General features: G+C 44.0%; 20 protein-coding genes. 10 read left to right on the top strand and 10 right to left on the bottom strand.

All coding sequences use genetic code 11. From position 1 onward, the window contains the following. Window positions 1–28 precede the first annotated feature (28 nt). Both VXQ92_RS12655 and VXQ92_RS12650 read left to right on the top strand, forming a co-directional pair. Entirely contained in the window at window positions 29–646 is a 618-nt protein-coding gene (locus tag VXQ92_RS12655; protein ID WP_064102442.1) for a DedA family protein, read from the top strand. A gap of 29 nt (window positions 647–675) precedes the next feature. Next, window positions 676–1,107: an ABZJ_00895 family protein gene (locus VXQ92_RS12650; RefSeq protein ID WP_144724353.1), complete on the top strand. Its 432-nt coding sequence runs from the start codon at window positions 676–678 to the stop codon at window positions 1,105–1,107. A 63-nt stretch (window positions 1,108–1,170) separates the two neighbouring features. Here the strand turns inward: VXQ92_RS12650 and VXQ92_RS12645 are convergent, their stop codons facing one another. Together VXQ92_RS12645 and VXQ92_RS12640 are read right to left on the bottom strand one after the other, a co-directional pair. Continuing rightward, on the bottom strand, window positions 1,171–1,695 hold the full coding sequence (locus VXQ92_RS12645; protein WP_416681968.1) for a YecA family protein: 525 nt from the start codon (window positions 1,693–1,695) through the stop codon (window positions 1,171–1,173). Window positions 1,696–1,766: 71 nt separating this feature from the next. Then, window positions 1,767–1,973: a PA3496 family putative envelope integrity protein gene (locus VXQ92_RS12640; RefSeq protein ID WP_064096359.1), complete on the bottom strand. Its 207-nt coding sequence runs from the start codon at window positions 1,971–1,973 to the stop codon at window positions 1,767–1,769. Between the two features lie 374 nt (window positions 1,974–2,347). Between VXQ92_RS12640 and rpoD the strand changes: the two genes are divergently transcribed. The 6 genes from rpoD (at window position 2,348) to VXQ92_RS12610 (ending at window position 8,919) form a co-directional block, all read left to right on the top strand. Continuing rightward, window positions 2,348–4,261 (top strand): RNA polymerase sigma factor RpoD, encoded by a 1,914-nt coding sequence (gene rpoD / locus VXQ92_RS12635; RefSeq protein WP_416681984.1) that lies wholly within the window; start codon window positions 2,348–2,350, stop codon window positions 4,259–4,261. Window positions 4,262–4,375: 114 nt separating this feature from the next. After that, complete coding sequence (locus VXQ92_RS12630) at window positions 4,376–4,663, top strand: YbeD family protein (RefSeq protein WP_064096361.1); 288 nt, start codon at window positions 4,376–4,378, stop codon at window positions 4,661–4,663. A gap of 149 nt (window positions 4,664–4,812) precedes the next feature. Continuing rightward, the gene (gene lipB / locus VXQ92_RS12625) at window positions 4,813–5,472 is read left to right on the top strand and encodes a lipoyl(octanoyl) transferase LipB (protein WP_064096362.1); all 660 of its coding nucleotides are present in this window, start codon (window positions 4,813–4,815) and stop codon (window positions 5,470–5,472) included. A gap of 74 nt (window positions 5,473–5,546) precedes the next feature. Then, window positions 5,547–6,080, top strand: coding sequence for a hypothetical protein (locus VXQ92_RS12620; protein ID WP_416681967.1), 534 nt, complete (start codon window positions 5,547–5,549; stop codon window positions 6,078–6,080). Window position 6,081: 1 nt separating this feature from the next. Then, complete coding sequence (locus tag VXQ92_RS12615) at window positions 6,082–7,266, top strand: iron-containing alcohol dehydrogenase (protein WP_064096364.1); 1,185 nt, start codon at window positions 6,082–6,084, stop codon at window positions 7,264–7,266. A 264-nt stretch (window positions 7,267–7,530) separates the two neighbouring features. After that, window positions 7,531–8,919, top strand: a complete 1,389-nt coding sequence (locus tag VXQ92_RS12610; protein ID WP_064096365.1) for an APC family permease — start codon at window positions 7,531–7,533, stop codon at window positions 8,917–8,919. Between the two features lie 69 nt (window positions 8,920–8,988). On the opposite strand, the gene VXQ92_RS12605 is transcribed toward VXQ92_RS12610, so the two are convergent. From VXQ92_RS12605 to rplU, 8 genes are all read right to left on the bottom strand, one after another. After that, entirely contained in the window at window positions 8,989–9,468 is a 480-nt protein-coding gene (locus tag VXQ92_RS12605; RefSeq protein ID WP_416681964.1) for a hypothetical protein, read from the bottom strand. An 88-nt stretch (window positions 9,469–9,556) separates the two neighbouring features. After that, on the bottom strand, window positions 9,557–10,033 hold the full coding sequence (locus tag VXQ92_RS12600) for a tRNA (cytidine(34)-2'-O)-methyltransferase (RefSeq protein ID WP_064096367.1): 477 nt from the start codon (window positions 10,031–10,033) through the stop codon (window positions 9,557–9,559). A 31-nt stretch (window positions 10,034–10,064) separates the two neighbouring features. Next, entirely contained in the window at window positions 10,065–11,438 is a 1,374-nt protein-coding gene (cysG, locus tag VXQ92_RS12595; RefSeq protein ID WP_144724351.1) for a siroheme synthase CysG, read from the bottom strand. A gap of 75 nt (window positions 11,439–11,513) precedes the next feature. Next, window positions 11,514–12,785: a serine--tRNA ligase gene (serS, locus tag VXQ92_RS12590; RefSeq protein ID WP_064096369.1), complete on the bottom strand. Its 1,272-nt coding sequence runs from the start codon at window positions 12,783–12,785 to the stop codon at window positions 11,514–11,516. Between the two features lie 100 nt (window positions 12,786–12,885). Further along, window positions 12,886–13,644: an RsiV family protein gene (locus VXQ92_RS12585; protein ID WP_416681962.1), complete on the bottom strand. Its 759-nt coding sequence runs from the start codon at window positions 13,642–13,644 to the stop codon at window positions 12,886–12,888. Between the two features lie 166 nt (window positions 13,645–13,810). Next, the gene (gene lolA / locus VXQ92_RS12580; RefSeq protein WP_416681961.1) at window positions 13,811–14,506 is read right to left on the bottom strand and encodes an outer membrane lipoprotein chaperone LolA; all 696 of its coding nucleotides are present in this window, start codon (window positions 14,504–14,506) and stop codon (window positions 13,811–13,813) included. Between the two features lie 247 nt (window positions 14,507–14,753). After that, window positions 14,754–15,008, bottom strand: a complete 255-nt coding sequence (rpmA, locus tag VXQ92_RS12575) for a 50S ribosomal protein L27 (RefSeq protein WP_004280639.1) — start codon at window positions 15,006–15,008, stop codon at window positions 14,754–14,756. A 19-nt stretch (window positions 15,009–15,027) separates the two neighbouring features. Next, on the bottom strand, window positions 15,028–15,339 hold the full coding sequence (gene rplU / locus VXQ92_RS12570) for a 50S ribosomal protein L21 (RefSeq protein ID WP_004651211.1): 312 nt from the start codon (window positions 15,337–15,339) through the stop codon (window positions 15,028–15,030). A gap of 444 nt (window positions 15,340–15,783) precedes the next feature. Here rplU and sdsA point away from each other — a divergent pair, with 444 nt between their 5' ends. Further along, window positions 15,784–16,761, top strand: coding sequence for an All-trans-nonaprenyl-diphosphate synthase (sdsA, locus tag VXQ92_RS12565; RefSeq protein ID WP_416681959.1), 978 nt, complete (start codon window positions 15,784–15,786; stop codon window positions 16,759–16,761). Window positions 16,762–16,776: 15 nt separating this feature from the next. Next, window positions 16,777–18,819 carry a site-specific recombinase gene (locus VXQ92_RS12560; protein WP_416681957.1) on the top strand — a complete coding sequence of 681 codons (2,043 nt, stop codon included), beginning with the start codon at window positions 16,777–16,779 and terminating at the stop codon, window positions 18,817–18,819. The last annotated feature ends 134 nt before the right edge of the window (window positions 18,820–18,953 follow it).

Below are 18,953 nucleotides of genomic sequence, written 5' to 3'. Positions count from 1 at the left end.
AGGCAGTATTTTTTATTTTGCCAATCATATGAATCTGACCGAATGGATTATTTCCATCATGGAGCAACTGGGCTACTGGGGCATCGCCCTGCTCATGTTCCTGGACAATGTCTTCCCGCCCATCCCGTCTGAAATCATTATGCCTTCTGCGGGCTATTCAGCCTCTCAAGGTGAGCTGGTACTGGTTGGAGTAATCATAGCTGGCTGTATCGGCTCCTTACTAGCAGCTGCTTTGCTGTACTGGATTGGCTATAAATTCAACCATGACTCTATTTTTAAATTTGTCGATCGTTATGGCAAATATTTATTTATTAAATCAGAAGATGTAAAAAAATCATTGAGTTGGTTTGAGCAGTACGGTCACCGGATTGTGTTTTTTGGCCGCATGATTCCTGCTGTTCGCTCCTTGATCAGCATTCCTGCAGGTATGAGTCATATGCCTTTCTGGAAATTCATGTTCTATAGCGCACTTGGAACCATCATCTGGACCACATTTCTGGCCTGTGTCGGGTTTTATTTTGGCGAAAACCAGCAGTTGATGCATCAGATTTTCAGTAAAGTCAGTTATGTGATTATTGCGATTGTTATCGTAATTATTGCCTGGGCTTTCTACCGTAGACAGCAGCGTAAAAATCGTCCATCCTGAATAGACCTCAGCATAAGGAGGTCAAAACGATGTCGCATTATCTGAAATATTTTGCCACCGTTTATCTGATCTTGGTTCTATTGGTGGGCCTATTCGTCTATTTATTTGGTCTGGGCGCTATTCTCCTGATTCCTGCCCTGATTGCTTCTGCCTTTCTCAGTGCCCGGTACTTCGTTAAACACCAACACCGCTTACCAACCCAGGAGGAGAAAAAACCACTCATCTGGGGTTCTACGATTATTGCCATGACCTTTGAGTTTATATTTTTATTTGTGCTGATCTGGATGTCCCCTCAGACAGATGAAATTTATAGAACCATCGCTTATACAGGAAGAGGACCTAACTCATTTCTGGTGGCTGCCAGCATTGCCTTACATGCCTTGCTGTTCCATATCGCCTACAATGGTTATGCCCGCTATAGTCTGTCCAAACGCGCAGGTCTGGAGAAAAACCGGGATTGAATATCTTTACCCATGTAAAAGTCCAAAGCTAAAAAAAGCACCGTGCGGTGCTTTTTTTATGAATTATTCTGGCGTGTGGTACATCAGATACAATTCATTCAGGTTTTCTGGAATTTCTTCTGCAAGCTCATCCATTAACTGGCCGTTGCGACGGAAAGTTTCCATTTGTGGATCTTCATCATCGATGCCGCTGAAGACCATGATTGGCAAGGTTAAATCAACCAGTTGTTCTTCAAACTCTTCAGTAAACCAAGCATCTTCGTTCAGGAACATGGCATCTACAAAGCCCACGCTCCAGTCACCCAAGCTTGATTCGGTATCTGCTTCTTCAATTTCAAACGGGAATGTAATCCCTTCTTCATTGGCTAAGCTTTGACGAATAGACTCTAACCATGCTTGCACCTGACTGATGATTTCTGCAGGCACTTTCTTTTGATTGTTATCAAAAAGTTCGTCTAACCATTTGTCAAATTTTGGGCCTACTGCAATAGCACATAAGAAACCATGGGTTGCTGCGAAATCTAGACCGTGTTCATTCTGGTCACCATCTAGATATTCACTCAACAGGTCTAAATCTAAAGCACTCATCTAACATCCAAACTTAGAAAACCGAAAGGTTTAGCATAGCATTTATTCAGGCGATGCTAAATCCGAATTCGTTAATCTTCGTCATCAAAATCATCGTCATCGTCGAAGTCGTAGTCAAAATCTTTGAGTTCGCGTTCCAAGCGACGCTGTGAAAGTAAATCATCAATCAGACGACGTTTTTCCAACGACTCTTTGGCACTCAGCTTACTGGAAGCCTCATCGAAATTAACATCATCCTCACCGAAGTTATCATCTAGTTCAAAATCTGTAGAAGACACTAAAACTTCCTCATAGTGAAAAATGTAAATGGTTTTAGCGCTATTTATCTTGCCTATAATCACAAGTCAAGTTTTATTTAAATTTTCCTAGGTTAAAATTGTAAATAGGGCTTTTTTTCTAGCTCCATTGTGTGGCATGATATAATCCACCCTGCGTCCTTATGTTTTTTGACTACACATTTTTTTGGTCAAATATACATATGCATGGGTTGGACTTGAAAATAACAAATTCATCCCCACCTTAAATTACTGAATTTCATTTTAAATATTTTATCAGTGAGCTTTAATGCTAATTACCCTGATGAAATAAGTAGGCTATTCACTAAATTTAATGAGCTTAAATCGTGCATACCTAATTGTACGATTTTTTTACTATCACAGATTCAACGAAGAGTAAGCAAAAGATGAGCGATATGACTTCCCCTACTTCTCAAGTAGCGGCTCTGATTAGCCGAGGCAAAGAACAAGGTTACTTAACCTTCGCTGAGGTTAACGATCATCTGCCGGACTCCATCACAGAAAGCGAGCAGATTGAAGACATTATTCAGATGCTGAATGATGTGGGTATTCCTGTACATGATCGCGCGCCTGAATCTGATGATACGATGTTCGAGGACACTGCAGAAGCTGCCGATGAAGTTGCAGAGGAAGAAGCTGCAGCAGTACTTGCATCTGTAGAAAATGAGCCAGGTCGTACAACTGACCCTGTGCGTATGTATATGCGTGAAATGGGTACCGTAGAGCTTTTAACACGTGAAGGCGAAATTAGCATTGCAAAACGCATCGAAGAAGGTATTCGTGATGTTTTGCATTCGATTGCTTACTGGCCAAATGCAGTTGAAGTAGTACTGCAAGAATACAAAGATTATGAAGCGGGTGAACGCCGTCTTGCTGACCTTTTATCCGGTTATTTAGATCCCGAGTCAGATGAAGAAATTCCTGAAGTTCTAGAAGAAGAAGCCGTTCTTGTTGAGGAGACTGACTCGACCAAATCGACCAAAGACGTAAAACTGGACGATGATGAAGAGGAAGAAGAAGCTGAGTCAGATGACGAATCAGAAGCAGATTCTGGTCCAGATCCTGAAATTGCCAAAGCGCGTTTCACTGAACTCGAAAATGCGTGGCTGAAAACCAAAGCAGCCATTGAAAAATATGGTCGTGATAGCAAACAGGCTGAAGAAGCCTTACAGGCCCTTGCCACCGTATTTATGATGTTCAAATTCACTCCGCGTCTATTTGATATCATTTCTGAAATGATTCGTGGCACGCATGACCAGATTCGTGGTGCAGAACGTGAAGTGATGCGTTATGCGGTACGCCGTGGCCGCATGGACCGTACCCAGTTCCGTACCAGCTTCCCTGGTCAGGAATCGAATCCGGCCTGGTTAGACGAACAGATCGCGAAAACACCAGCAGACCAGAGAGCCTATCTGGAAAAAGTACGTCCAGACGTATTGGCCTTTCAGCAAAAGATTGCCGATATCGAGAAAGAGCTAGGTCTTGATGTGAAAGGCATTAAAGACATTGCCAAACGCATGGCTGTGGGGGAAGCAAAAGCACGTCGTGCCAAGAAGGAAATGGTTGAAGCAAACTTGCGTCTGGTAATTTCGATTGCCAAGAAATACACCAACCGTGGTTTGCAGTTCCTGGATCTGATTCAGGAAGGTAACATCGGTCTGATGAAAGCGGTAGACAAGTTTGAATACCGTCGTGGTTATAAGTTCTCGACCTATGCCACTTGGTGGATTCGTCAGGCAATTACCCGTTCGATTGCGGATCAGGCACGTACCATTCGTATTCCGGTCCATATGATCGAAACGATTAACAAGATCAACCGTGTATCTCGTCAGCTTCTACAGGAAATGGGACGTGAACCGACTCCTGAAGAACTGGGTGAACGTCTGGAAATGGACGAGGTCAAAGTACGTAAAGTTCTGAAGATTGCGAAAGAACCAATTTCGATGGAAACCCCAATCGGTGATGATGAAGATTCGCATCTGGGTGACTTCATTGAAGACAGCAATATCACTTCACCGATTGATGCGGCAACCTCTGAAGGCCTGAAAGAAGCAACACGTGAAGTTCTGGAAAACCTCACTGAACGTGAAGCCAAAGTCCTGAAAATGCGTTTTGGTATCGACATGCCGACCGACCATACTTTGGAAGAAGTAGGTAAACAGTTTGACGTGACACGTGAACGTATTCGTCAGATTGAAGCGAAGGCGTTACGCAAGCTTCGTCATCCATCGCGTTCTGAACACTTACGTTCATTCCTTGAGAATGATTAAGATTTGATGCTTGATGTGGAGACTTGAAATTTAATCATCAGTCTCCATTTTAAGTAGCTAAGACAGACCCAAACGCCTGCATCATTGCAGGCGTTTCAAATCAGGGGGACTACCATGTTAGACCGTACACCATCTCGCGAACTTCAAGAACATCTTTGGGTGTTCCCAATGGACTATCCAATTAAATTAATTGGTTTGGCTGGCGAAGAACTCCATCAGGCCGTGAATGATATTTTTGTAAAGCATTTTCCTGACTTTGATGGCAGCCAAATGACTGTAACGCCTTCACGTACTGGTAAATATCATTCGATCACTGCCCAGCTGCGCTTCCTGGAATTAGAACAGGTTCATGCAGTATATGCTGACTTGGCAGCATGTCCGTTGATTAAAACAGCACTTTAATCAAAAACACAAAAGACACGCTTCCGGGCGTGTTTATTTATGCCCATTCAAAGCTGAGCTATGGCTTAAATATTGTTGATCTCACCCCTATTTCATGCCGAAATCATTATAATTATTGGCAGTATTTTTCATTATCAAGGACCCTCCCTGTGACTGATGCGCTGCAAAAGCCCGAGCTGATCATTCGTCAATATCATGATCTTACCCTGTATGAAGATCGTTTTCTGGAAATGAAAGCATTTACGGAAACGCGTGACGAAAATAGCCCTGATCAATTGTGGATTCTGCAACATCATGATGTCCTTACCCAGGGTCAGGCAGGTAAACCAGAACATATTCTAATACCTAGCAGTATTCCGGTAATTCAGACCGATCGTGGTGGTCAGGTCACTTGGCATGGTCCAGGCCAGTTGGTGGCTTATTTCATGTTTGACCTGAATCGCCTGGGCTGGAATGTGCGCACACTAGTGTCTTATGCTGAAAACCTGATGATTGATCTACTAAAAAAATATGGCATCGATGCCTATGCCAAACCAGATGCACCCGGGGTATATGTGGCTGAGCGCAAAATAGGTTCTCTCGGTTTTAAAATTCGTAAAGGCCGCAGTTATCATGGTCTTTCCTTGAATCTGGATTGTGACCTGAGCGGATTCAATACCATTAATCCTTGTGGATATGCAGGACTAGAAATGGTACGCATGAGTGACCTCCTAGACCAGCCACCCCAATTCAATCAGTTGTGCACTGAAATTATTGAAACTTTGCACCACAGCGGTTACTTTAATCAGGTAACTGTCGAGCAAAGATAAAGCCTTTGCATTTCACCCTTAAATAAATTAGAGTATTTACTCTAAACCAATAATATTGAGATAGGGATCATCACGTGATTGCAACTAAATCCGTAAAACCCGCTTTGCAGCTTGCCTATGTCAAACTCATGATGGATGTGATTGGCCGAGGTCTGGTCATGGCAAGTCAGGTGGATGAAGAAATAAAACAGGAAGTGGCTCATTTTCCAGTGAATTTTAGTCTTTCCATGAAAGTTTTTCCGCACGGCCCGGCCTTTGTGGCGCGGGTCACTCAGGATAAACAACTGGAACTGGTGAAAAATCTGGAAAAAGCGCCCGATCTGACCATTACCTTTAAGCACCTGCACCATGCCTTTTTAGTATTTTCTTTTCAGGAAAGTACCTCTCAAGCTTTTGCCAATGACCGCATGATTGCTGATGGCGATATTTCCAATGCCATTCGTCTGGTTCGCTGCCTGAATAAAATGGAAGCCCTGATTTTGCCGAAAATGGTGGCTCAACTGGCTGTTAAAGAATATCCAAACAATCTGAGCCTAAAAGAAAAACTAAGTGAAGCGAGCAGCATTTATCTGAAAATCGCTCAATCCTATTTGAAACGGAGTGTATAACATGGCTAAACCTTATTATGAATTTTTCTGTCCGGTCAAAATAATTGCCGGCCATGCCGCGTTAGAACATATTCCGTTTGAACTTGCAACCTTGGGAGCAAAACGTCCGCTGATCATTACTGATAAAGGTGTGCGCGCCAACAATCTGCTGGCACCGATTGAAGCTGCATTTGAAATGGCAGATGCTGCAATTGTCGCCATTTTTGATGATGTACCACCCGACTCCAGTTTGGGTACAGTTCGCAGTGCGGCAAAGCTATACCGTGAAAATTACTGTGATGCGATCATTGCCGTGGGCGGTGGTTCAGTTATTGACACCTCCAAAGCGACCAATATTCTGGTCTCTGAAGGGGGTGATGATCTGCTGAAATACTCAGGTGCACATAACCTGCCCAAACCGCTGAAACCGTTCTTTGTAATTCCAACCACTTCAGGTACAGGTTCAGAAGTGACCATGGTCGCTGTCGTGTCGGATACTGAAAAGAATGTCAAAATGCCGTTCGCTTCTTATTATCTGATGCCGCATGCCGCGATTCTAGATCCACGCATGACCCAGACCTTGCCGCCGCATTTAACTGCCATGACTGCGATGGACGCCATGACCCATGCAGTCGAAGCTTATACTTGTATGGCAGCCAATCCGATTTCGGATGCCTATGCGACCGCTGCCGTCAAGAAGATCAGCACCCACCTATTTAATGTATTGGACAATCCTACCGATGCACAAGGCCGTCTGGAACTGGCTCAGGCATCGACCATGGCGGGCATTGCATTTTCCAACTCAATGGTGGGCATTGTACATTCTCTCGGTCACTCATTAGGTGCAGTGGCTCACTTGCCGCATGGTTTATGCATGAACCTATTCCTGCCTTATGTGCTGGAATACAACAAAGATGTCAATGGTGACAAAATTGCAGATCTACTCTTACCTTTGGCTGGTGCAGATATTTATGCACAAACACCGGCGCATCTACGTGCTGACAAAACCATTGCAACGATTATGACCATGCGTGACCGGATTTACAGTCTGACCAAATTACCACGTACATTACGTGAAACCGGTAAGATTTCTGAAGCCCAGCTCGATGAAGTTGCTGAAAAAGCACTAAATGATGGTTCCATCATTTACAACCCGAAAGAAGCCAACTTGGAAGATTTAAAATCAATCTTAAAAAAGGCTTGGTAATTACTGAAAAATAAGCCAATATAGCAAAAATTTAAAGCCTGATGTTTTTTTAGACATCGGGCTTTTATCTTGCAGGAAATAGCCGTTTTTTGCTACGAATGGCACACTTCGTGCAAATCTAAATTTAAAAAATAGCTAGCAAAAGCCGTAATTTTAAAGTAGATTGGCGCGCTTTTATAGAAAATTGTAGGGGGGATCGTTCGTCTCAAACGATCCTTATTAAATATGACTGATCCTTGATCAACGATTAAGAGGATAACGCCGTTGACAAATTTCTCTGGGACTCAATCGGCAGCTAAACTGCAAAAAACGCTAGGACTCTGGCACATCATTATTATTGGTTTAGCTTACATTCAACCCATGACCTTATTTGATACCTTTGGTTTGGTATCTGAAGAAAGTCATTTGCATGTTCCTACTTCTTACATCATTGCCCTCATTGCAATTTTGTTTACATCGATCAGCTATGGTCACATGATTCGTCGCTATCCTTCTTCGGGTTCGGCCTATACCTATGCGCAAAAATCGATTCACCCGAATATTGGCTTTATGGTGGGATGGTCTTCATGGCTTGATTATCTGTTATCACCAATGGTCAACATTATCTTGGCGGTGATCTATCTTGAGGCTTTGTTCCCGGATGTCAACCACTGGGTCTGGGTCGTCGTATTGACTGCCTTCATGACCGGGGTAAACTTGCGCGGTGCACGCTTCGTGGCCAACTTTAACAGTCTGATCGTACTGGTACAGTTACTGGTTATCGGCATCTTTACCTGGATGGTGTTTACCAAACTGCAGGCAGGCTTCAATGCCGATGGTCCGATCACGGCTGAACAGCGTTACCAGCTTTGGAGTCTCGAGCCTTTCTGGAATGAACTGACATCAGTCGGTGCACTGATTACCGGTGCAACTTTACTGTGCTTCTCATTCACTGGTTTTGACTCTTTAAGTTCTCTGGCAGAAGAAACCAAAGACACTGAAAAAACTTTGCCTAAAGCAATTTTCCTGACTGCTTTAATCGCCGGGATTATTTTCATTATTAGCACGTATTTCATGCAGCTGTACTTCCCTTCTAATCCAGGTTCTTATTTTAAGAATATTGCTGAAACTCAGCCAGAAATCCTGTTACTCGTAGGCGGTTCATTGTTCCAGTCTTATGTTCTGACTTTTGCAATCATTACAGTAATGGCATCAGGGATCTCAGCACATGCAGGGGTATCTCGTCTGATGTATGTAATGGGTCGTGATGGCGTGATCAATAAGAAGATCTTTGGTCATATTAGCCCGAAAAGCTACACGCCAAACTACAATATTCTGATTGTCGGTGCTGTGGCCTTAACGGCAGGCTTCATGGATCTGGATATCGTCATTTCAATGATCAGCTTCGGTGCCTTGACAGCGTTTACTTTCGTTAACCTGTCGGTGATTTCACGTTATGCACTGCGAGATGGCCGCACTAAAACTGCGAAAGACATTTTCAGCTTCGTGGTCATTCCAATGCTTGGTTTTTTCAGTATCTTTGCAATGTGGCTGGAAATTGAAGAAACTGCGCTGAAATACGGTTTATGGTGGGCGATGTTCGGTATTCTGTACTTGGGCTACAAAACCAAGGGCTTTAAGCACCCTGCTCCACAACATAACGAATTTGAATAATCGGTATTGTTCATCCTTAAAAAAGGCGCTTCATGCGCCTTTTTTATTTTTTTGCTTTTTTCAAGCTGACTAATTTAGAAGGCAACCAAAACCCATTTGAGTATCGACCCGATTATTTTTGTAGCCCAGTTTTTCAATAAACAGGCGACGGTTAGACAACATCTTCTGCTCTTCCGGAGCTAAACGGGCTTTATTCTGGACAGCCAGTTGATACATTTCATCCACAACACCCTGGAAGATATCACAAACTTCTTGGCGCTTGGCCTGTTTTAGTTTACGTCCCTGCCAGGTCCATTGAAAATCATCTGCATCCAGGCTCTGTCCCCATTTTTCAATACGGGCATCCAGGCGTTTCTGCATGTCGCGAAGGCTCTGCTGGATTTCCGCTTGAGTAATAGGCCGATTTTCAGTTGTCAGGGTTGCAGCACTACCGTCTTCCGCACTCACAGAAGCAGCAATGATGCTAAAGCAACATGTGATGACAAGTTTTACTAGAGGCTTCAAGGCAGTACCTTTTGCTATATTTGATGACGTTTCAAACCTAAGCATACAATGAAGTGCAAAACCTTTTATCTATTTGTTACACAAAATAAAAAAGCCACCCGAAGGTGGCTTTTTAAATTATTGTAGATTTCAGTTAAAGTGCTTTAAAACCCTGTTGACGCCAAGCCTCATACACAATCACTGCAGTCGCATTTGAAAGGTTCAGACTGCGCGAGTTCTCTGCCATGGGTAAACGAATCCATTGCTTTTGCGGGAACAGCATACGCACCTGCTCCGGTAGGCCACGAGTTTCCGGCCCCATTAACAAGGCCACAGGACGGTTTAAGTCCGAGGTATGTGGCGTTGCAGAACCTTTAGTAGTGAGTGGATAGACTGCATCCGGACCAATGCCTTTACTTGCCAGATCAGCCAGACAGTCTTCGATATTTTCCCAAATCTGCATATTGGCATATTCGTGATAATCAAGGCCGGCACGTTTCAGCTTTTTGTCATCCAGTTCAAAACCCAGCGGCTTGACCAGATGCAACTGCGCTCCGGTATTGGCACACAGACGAATGATATTGCCTGTATTTGCAGGAATTTCAGGCTCATATAAAACAACGTGGATCACAGAATTTCTCTACTTGGGTTTAAGTGACAGCTTATTGCCACTTTAATTGTTCACGCAAACGCACAACTTCACCAATAATGGTCAAAGTCGGAGCTTGAATCTGATGTTCGGCCACCTTGGATGCAATGTCCGTCAGGGTGCCCACTACGACTTTTTGCTCAGGGGTCGTACCTTTAGAAATTAGCGCTACCGGCATATCGGTGCGTTGACCATGAGCAATCAACTGCGCACAGATTTTTTCCAGTCCCACCAAGCCCATATACAGCACCAAGGTCTGGTTTTCATAGACCAGTTCACTCCAAGGCAGTTCAGGCGAACCTTCTTTTAAGTGACCGGTCAGGAAACGTACACTTTGTGCATAATCACGATGGGTCAAGGGAATACCGGCATAGGCTGAACAGCCTGAAGCTGCAGTAATCCCTGGAACCACCTGAAAAGTAATGCCTGCAGCGAACAGTTCTTCAATCTCTTCACCACCACGCCCGAAGATAAAGGGATCACCACCTTTCAGACGGCAAACCCGCTTTCCTTCACTGGCATATTTGACCAATAAAGCATTAATCCCATCCTGCGGCACCGCATGGTTGGAACGCGCCTTACCAACATAGATCTTTTCCGCATCACGACGACATAGATCCATGATGGGTGCTGAAACCAGACGGTCGTAAATCACCACATCGGCTTGCTGCATCAAACGTAAGGCTTTTAAGGTCAGCAGTTCTGGATCACCAGGACCGGCGCCCACCAGATAGACTTCACCTTTTGGTTGTTGCCATTCCTGTAATGCTTGCTCGATCAGGCGATCTGCTTCTGCAATATTGTCGTTAAACACCTGTTCTTTCAGTGGACTGGCATATAAGTCTTCCCAAAAAATACGGCGTTCATCCGGATTGACAATTTTAGCCTTAACCGCACTGCGCCATTTTCCTGAAAACTCGGCTAGCTTGCCCATTTCATGCGGAATAGTGGTTTCCAGTTGAGTACGGATCTGCCGCGACAACACGGGCGACGTACCATTCGATGCGACTGAAATTACCAAAGGTGAACGGTCAATAATCGCTGGCACCATAAACCGGCAATGCGGTGGATCATCGACGCTATTGACTAGGACATTTTCCGCTTCACACAGTTCAAAGACCTGACGATTGGTCTCGGCATCATCAGTCGCCGCAATCACCAGTCGATATTGGCGTAATGCAACTTCAGGATAAAAAGCTGCCTGCACATAGTGTCCTTGGCTATTTTGCACAATTCGCAGCAGACTCTCTTCGATTTCAGGTGCAATCACATGAATGATCGCACCTGCTTTTTGAAGTAAAAGTGCTTTACGGTATGCAATATGCCCACCACCGACAATCAGACAAGGTTGCTGCTGCAACTTTAACGAGATTGGAAAAATATCCACGAACTACCTCAAAATTTTAAATCTGACTGTCTATGCAATTTTCATGCACATTTATAGGGATGCAAAGATCGACAATTAGTCGATATAAGTCGCACCACCCATATATGGACGTAATACTTCAGGAATCTCAATCGAGCCATCGGCGCGCTGATAGTTTTCCATCACTGCAAGTAAAGTACGACCCACGGCCAGACCTGAACCATTCAAGGTATGCACAAATTCAGTTTTCTTCTGATCAGCACGGTAACGCGCTTTCATGCGACGCGCCTGGAAGTCCCCCATGTTTGAGCATGAAGAAATTTCACGATAGGTACTTTGGCTTGGTACCCAAACTTCTAGGTCATAAGTCTTGGTCGCGCCAAAGCCCATATCACCACCACACAGGATGATCTTACGGTATGGAAGACCTAATGCCTGCAAAATACCTTCTGCATGACCAGTTAATTCTTCTAGTGCCTGCATCGAGGTTTCAGGTTTTACAATCTGAACCATTTCCACTTTGTCAAATTGATGCTGACGGATCAAACCACGCGTATCACGACCATAAGAACCAGCTTCACTGCGGAAACATGGCGTATGCGCCGCATATTTCAGTGGCAGACGGTCTGCATCAATAATTTCATCACGCACAAAATTCGTTACTGGCACTTCAGCAGTCGGAATCAGATAAAATTCTTTTTCGCCCTGCAGTTTAAACAGATCTTCTTCAAATTTTGGCAGCTGACCAGTCCCACGCAATGAATCTGCATTGACCAGATAAGGCACATAGGCTTCGGTATAGCCATTTTGGTCTGTGTGTGTATTCAGCATGAACTGGGTAAGAGCACGCTGTAAACGTGCCAATGGACCTTTCAGTACGCTAAAACGTGAACCGGTCAATTTGGTAGCGGTTTCAAATTCCAGACCGCCCATCATTTCGCCAAGATCAGTATGGTCTTTGATTTCGAAATCAAATTCACGTGGCGTACCCCATTTCAGGATTTCCACGTTATCGCTTTCATCTTTACCTGCCGGTACAGATTCGTCTGGCAAGTTTGGAATAGACAATGATTTTTCTTCAAGCTCAGCTTGCAGTTCAGCCAGTGCAGCTTCAGCAGCTTTGATTTCATCACCAATCGCTGACATACGTGCCATGATTTCAGATGCGTCACCGCCGGCTTTTTTAATTTGACCAACTTGTTTCGCACCCGCATTACGCTCAGCTTGTAGCGATTCAGTTTTGGATTGAATTTCTTTGCGGCGAGCTTCAAGTGCAGCCCACTCTTCGACATTCAGTTGAACACCACGTTTTGCCAAGGCTAAATTTACAGCCTCAATATTATTTCTGAGTAATTTCGGGTCGATCATAGCCAATCTTTTGTTAAGAAAAAAACTGGCTATAGTGTAAGCTCTTAACGTCAAAAAATACAGCGACCAGAACCCAAGCTTCGCCCTATTAGCACAATATTTAGGAAGTTGTCTGCTGCAAAATGGCCCAATATTCTGGCCGAATCACTTTTTTTAAATCTGCATAGGGTACTTTTAATTCAGGCATGCCTGCGGCTGTCGGAGCCAACTCACCCGCCGGATACACTATCACCAGACCAGAGCTGTCAAAATAATAGTTATCACTCAGCTTTAACTGTTGCCGTTGAATCCCTTGTTTATTCAACCATGGGGCATTGGCACGATACATCACCTCAAGCAGTTTCTGTTCGCTGCCATTGAACAAAAATTGATGTAAAGCCAGACGTTTTTTCTGCTGTAAATCAAAATTGATATATTCAGTATGAGTCATCGGTTGAACATGATTCCGAGGTAAATTGGAACTTTTTAAGGCAAAAGTGGCCAGATGAGCGCGCTGAGCCATAAATTCCACCTTGATCGACCGCTGATCCAGATAATGCGGTTCATGGGCTTTTTTAGGATTTTTCTGGATAACTTTAATGAATGCAACAGGTTCGGTATGCTGAATGCGCTCAACAAAATATTGATTAATCCAGTCAATATTGGTGTCTACCGTCTGCAAATCAAAGCGTATACACCCCTCTATTTCACACACCACTTTGGCCGCCCCCTTGAGTGGAACTGCTTTAGTTTCAATCTGCACATTCTGGTCTGTTTCAGGAATAGCAACTGAACTGGATTGAGGCTGACAACCCAGTATGCCCAGACCAATCAAGAACACTAGGTACACCCTGGAAATTTTAAACCGATTGATCTTCATACTGAGCTCCTAAAATTTTGCAATTTCATTGACTCGACTTTTATTTATTTTAAGATGCGCTGCCATCCAGATATAGCTAAACCTTGTATCCAGTCCAACCGTATCCTGATCTCTGGCAATAAAAAAGCAACCTAAGTAGGTTGCTTTTATCGGTTCATTTTAAAGTTTATTGATCAATGATGTCTGTACCCTTGGGTGGGGTGAAGTTAAAAGTAGAAGCAGGAATACTGCTATTCACTTTTACATTGTTAAATTTGATTGTGGTGGTTTGCCCCAATGAATCCTGCAAAATCATCAAATTTGGTGCTTTATTCGTTCCAAAACTGATCGTCAAGCTTTCAAATACACCATCGGTATTTTTAGGATAAAGCGTGTAATAGGTTTTACCCTTATTTGGCTGAGTGACCCGGTAAGACTGCATAATCTGTCCAGTATTACCTGACAGCAATAATGCCGGTGTGTTGGCCACCTGTTCATCTAGACTTTGACGAACCGCCTGCTGCAAATCAGGATCATAAATCCACACAGTTTTACCCGTAGTTGCAATTACCTGCTTGGATGGTGCAGTTGTTTCCCAATAGAATTTACCCGGACGCTCGACTTTCATCACCCCTTTAAAGGTTTGATTCATATGCTGTGCAGTCAGACCTTTCTTCTGAGTTGCTCTCGGGTTAGTCACCTTGGAGCTTTGTTCGAAGTTTGCCGTCATACTACGCACATGATTAAGCTGTTTCACCAGACTTGCAGTTGCCTGCTGCTCCGAAGCTGCTACAGGGGCAGCAAACACGGTTGTACTCATCACCGGAGCTAAAGTCACTGCACCCAGCGCCATCGCACAGACGGTTTTACGAAGCATATTCATAATTTCACCCTTATATTTTGCGTCATCGCAATTTATTTGATAACTCATCTTAAACGAAAATTAAAAGCTAAAATGATAGAAAATAAGAACTTTTGTATTGTTATTAATTCGAAACCGGTTTTTTTGTTCATCATCATGAAGATTTCAGAACAATTTTTACATTATGGAATGTCACTTAACCTGAACATTAATTTTCAGGCATAAAAAAACCCACAAAAATTGTGGGCTTTTTTTCTATCTCAGCGGATTACGCGTCAACAGATACGTAGCGACGGCCAAATTGACCTTTCACTTCGAATTTTACTACGCCATCAGCAGTAGCAAATAATGTATGGTCACGGCCCATACCTACGTTTTGACCAGCGTGGAATTCAGTACCACGTTGACGAACGATGATGTTACCTGCAGTTACAGTTTGACCACCGTAAACTTTAACACCTAACATCTTAGGATTCGAATCACGACCGTTCTTAGTCGAACCACCGGCTTTTTTAGTTGCCATGTCTATTTACTCCTCGTAATTAGCCTGAAATAGCTGTAATTTTCAACTCAGTGAACCATTGACGGTGACCTTGTTGTTTACGGTAGTGTTTACGACGACGCATTTTAACAATACGGATCTTGTCGTGACGACCATGGCTAACTACTTCAGCAGTTACAGTAGCACCAGCAACAACTGGAGCACCGATTTGAATGCTTTCACCGTTAACAAGCATCAATACGTCATCGAACGTAATAGTCGCGCCAGTTTCAGCTTTCAATAATTCTACTTTAAGGGTTTCACCCTCAACTACACGGTGCTGTTTACCACCGCTTTGGATTACTGCGTACATAATGTACTCCAAACTAACCCGTGTCGTCGTGCCGATAAAGGAATATATCGAACTTAAGACGTACGCCACTGGGGGGATATCTAAGGGCGAGGATTTTAAGGGATATTCAAAAAAACAACAAGCCATTTTACTGAAATAATAATGACCCGTTTACGCTAATTATTTAACTATTAAATATTTTCTATCAAATCAAGCACTCAAGATATATTCAGCAACAAAATACTACAGCAGAAATCTGGCGCATTTGATTAATATACTCAGCCGGATGAAGGGGGTGCGTCCTGACCTTTTGTGATTTTTTATGGCTCGAAATAGGGAGCAATTTCTCTTAAGATCTATAAAAAGCTGATTTTTAGTGGAGTTTATGCATTTCTTAGGTTTCACTCATGTTATAAATTGTTAAACTACGTCCAGCGATTTACCAGACCAGAGGTTTTCTTTCACATGACCATCGACTTTAAGCAAGACATTCTCGCTCCTGTTGCTAACGACTTTGCTGCGATGGACACATTCATTAATGAAGGAATTACCTCAAAAGTTGCGTTGGTGATGGCCGTCAGCAAACACGTGGTAGAAGCCGGTGGCAAACGTATGCGCCCGATTATGTGTCTTCTGGCTGCCAAGGCGTGTGGTGCTGAAAATTTGGAACCACACCGTAAACTGGCTGCAATCATTGAAATGCTGCATACCGCAACACTGGTGCATGATGATGTAGTCGATGAATCAGGTCTGCGTCGCGGTCGCCCAACTGCAAATGCGACCTGGAATAACCAGACTGCTGTTCTAGTCGGTGACTTTCTGATTTCACGTGCTTTTGATTTGCTGGTCGATCTGAACAATATGGTATTGCTCAAGGATTTCTCGACCGGTACCTGTGAAATTGCTGAGGGTGAAGTGCTGCAACTGCAATCCCAGCATCAGCCGGAAACCACTGAAGCGACTTATTTGAATATTATTCATGGCAAGACCTCGCGTCTGTTTGAACTGGCCACCGAAGGGGCTGCTATTTTGTCGGATAAAAACGAATTCCGTCAGCCTTTAAAAACCTTTGCCGGACATTTCGGTAATGCTTTCCAGATTATTGATGACATTTTGGACTACACCTCCGATGCGGACACGCTCGGTAAAAATATCGGTGATGATCTGATGGAGGGCAAGCCCACCCTGCCATTGATTGCGGCACTGAAAAACACCACCGGTGAGCAACATGAAATCATCCGTCGCAGTATTGCAACTGGCGGTACGGAACATCTGGAGCAGGTCATTTATATTGTTAATGAATCTGGTGCACTGGATTATTGCCGTCAACGTGCGACTGAAGAAACTGAAATCGCAATCAATGCCCTGCAGGCCTTACCTGACTCTGAATACCGTCAAGCCCTGATTAATCTGGCCAAACTGGCCCTACACCGAATTCAGTAATTTTTAAATTTGCCTATGCATATTAATTTTCTTGATCTTTTCCAAAACATGCAGCATCAGCTTGAACAACCTCAGGCAGTTCTGGATGAAAATCTTCTGATTGAGCTGGTTGAAAGAATCAGACCGGAAGACAGTAGAAATACCGAGGAGATCGAAGCAAAATTCAATGCATTTATTCGGGCTCTATTACTTACCCCGAATGCCGTTGCGACGCTTCAGACCTTTACCCTTCGGATCATTAATCGTTATAAACAGACGGGACTGTTTTCCGATACTGGCATTTTATCCCTGGATGGTTTCTGGAACCAGCTGAACCAGCGTATTGGCGCGCATATTTTGCCGCTTATTCCTGACCCTCAGCAGCTACAGGAATTGTTCCGCAAGGTTTTTTATCATCGTACCGATAAATACTGGCTGGATTATTTTGATGCGGCAGACTGGCAGCGTTTGTTTTCGATCCTGAATCAGGGACATTCCAACCAGCCTGAAAAAACCCGGATTAAGGATGAGCTGATCAAGGCCCTGACTATTCTGTCTTATCGAATCAGCGGTATCGGTCTGCATCCCGAATTTATTAATGCCCAACCTGAACTGATGGAATATGAATCTCCTTTTCTGGTACAGAACCGTGAGATCAACGAATTTATTCAGGAATACAAGAAACGTTATAACACGGTAGCACTGGTCGATTCGATTATCCCACCGGATGCCTCACAAGCGCTGGTGATGCTGGAGCAATGTCATGATGTAGCGGCCAAGGTGCGCCGCTCTACCAGACGGATTGGGGTCAGTGTCAGTCTGACCTATATGTTGGCTCTGCTGGAACAGTGTCTGGAACGAGTCGAAATCCTGCTGAATATGGTCATGGATGATGATGACCTTCGTTATAAGTCCATTGGCCTTTTTATTGCGGATATCACTGAAGCAATTTACAGTGAACGCAGTGTCCGTGCCTTACTGGCAACCAATAGTGAACTTTTAGCTTTGCAGGTCACCGAAAATGCCAGCAAGACCGGTGAGCATTATGTCAGTACGGACAAGCAGGGCTTTCTCGCCATGTATAAGTCGGCCGCAGGTGCAGGCGTAATCATTGCCATTATGGCCACGCTAAAAACATTAATGGCTCGTGTTTCTATGGCACCCCTGATGCAGGCCTTTAGCTACAGCATGAATTATTCGCTAGGCTTTATGCTGATTCATGTCCTGCATTTTACCGTTGCGACAAAACAGCCGGCGATGACGGCTGCCGCGCTGGCTGCGACAGTACAACAGCGCAAAGGCACAAAAATGGCTCAGATTGCCGAGCTTGCGGCGCTGATTGTGAACATTATCCGCACGCAGTTTGTTGCCATTTTAGGCAATATTTCGATCGCGATTCCGGTAGCCGCTCTGATTGCCTTAACTTGGGATTATGCCCTGCATGAACCCTTAATGAGCCATGCCAAGGCAGCCAAAACCCTCCATGACCTAAACCCCTTTACTTCTTTAGCTATTCCGCATGCTGCAATTGCTGGAGTCTGTCTGTTCCTGTCCGGATTATTAGCAGGTTACTTTGACAATATGGCAGTTTATCGCAAGGTAGGACCTCGCCTGAAAGCAGATGTGCGTTTAGCCCAGCTTATGGGGCAGCAACGCCTGCTGCGCTTTGCTGACTATATCGAGCGTAATCTGGGGGCACTGGCGGGTAATTTTCTGTTTGGTATTATGCTGGGAAGCATGGGGACACTCGGTTTCATTTTGGGTCTACCACTGGATATTCGTCACATTGCCTTTGCATCAGCTAACTTTATTCAGGGTCTGATCAATATTAATGGTCCTGATGTCGGCTTGATTGTCGTATCTTTCCTCGGTGTCTTGCTGATTGGCCTGACCAACCTCTTTGTCAGCTTCAGCCTGACTATTATTGTAGCATTGCGTGCGCGACGGGTTCGTTTTGAACAGTGGAAACCGCTAGCAAAACTGGTCATGACTCACTTTCTGACTCGCCCCAGTGATTTCTTCTGGCCCCCTAAGCAAACACTTGAAATTGACGAAAATCATACATCTACAAAGTCCTAAAACTGTGATAATTTCGACATATTTGCTTCCAAATTCCTTACTAAGAGAATGGAATTCGCATAAAATACACACACTTGAAAAAAAGTGTACTGACAAGTACACTTCACTTCAGACAATGAGCCGATCCTTTATCG

Source organism: Acinetobacter sp. 228 (assembly GCF_048147885.1).
Note: the sequence above shows the minus strand (reverse complement) of the source record. Positions and strands in the feature narration are given on the sequence as shown.

What these genes read in the sequence shown, in the direction of transcription:
- VXQ92_RS12655 (WP_064102442.1), top strand. Translation starts at nt 29, where the DNA reads ATGAATCTGACCGAATGGATTATTTCCATCATGGAGCAACTGGGCTAC.
- VXQ92_RS12650 (WP_144724353.1), top strand. Translation starts at nt 676, where the DNA reads ATGTCGCATTATCTGAAATATTTTGCCACCGTTTATCTGATCTTGGTT.
- VXQ92_RS12645 (WP_416681968.1), bottom strand. Translation starts at nt 1,695, where the DNA reads ATGAGTGCTTTAGATTTAGACCTGTTGAGTGAATATCTAGATGGTGAC.
- VXQ92_RS12630 (WP_064096361.1), top strand. Translation starts at nt 4,376, where the DNA reads ATGTTAGACCGTACACCATCTCGCGAACTTCAAGAACATCTTTGGGTG.
- VXQ92_RS12615 (WP_064096364.1), top strand. Translation starts at nt 6,082, where the DNA reads ATGGCTAAACCTTATTATGAATTTTTCTGTCCGGTCAAAATAATTGCC.
- VXQ92_RS12605 (WP_416681964.1), bottom strand. Translation starts at nt 9,468, where the DNA reads ATGCTTAGGTTTGAAACGTCATCAAATATAGCAAAAGGTACTGCCTTG.
- serS (WP_064096369.1), bottom strand. Translation starts at nt 12,785, where the DNA reads ATGATCGACCCGAAATTACTCAGAAATAATATTGAGGCTGTAAATTTA.
- VXQ92_RS12585 (WP_416681962.1), bottom strand. Translation starts at nt 13,644, where the DNA reads ATGAAGATCAATCGGTTTAAAATTTCCAGGGTGTACCTAGTGTTCTTG.
- lolA (WP_416681961.1), bottom strand. Translation starts at nt 14,506, where the DNA reads ATGAATATGCTTCGTAAAACCGTCTGTGCGATGGCGCTGGGTGCAGTG.
- rpmA (WP_004280639.1), bottom strand. Translation starts at nt 15,008, where the DNA reads ATGGCAACTAAAAAAGCCGGTGGTTCGACTAAGAACGGTCGTGATTCG.
- rplU (WP_004651211.1), bottom strand. Translation starts at nt 15,339, where the DNA reads ATGTACGCAGTAATCCAAAGCGGTGGTAAACAGCACCGTGTAGTTGAG.
- sdsA (WP_416681959.1), top strand. Translation starts at nt 15,784, where the DNA reads ATGACCATCGACTTTAAGCAAGACATTCTCGCTCCTGTTGCTAACGAC.
- VXQ92_RS12560 (WP_416681957.1), top strand. Translation starts at nt 16,777, where the DNA reads ATGCATATTAATTTTCTTGATCTTTTCCAAAACATGCAGCATCAGCTT.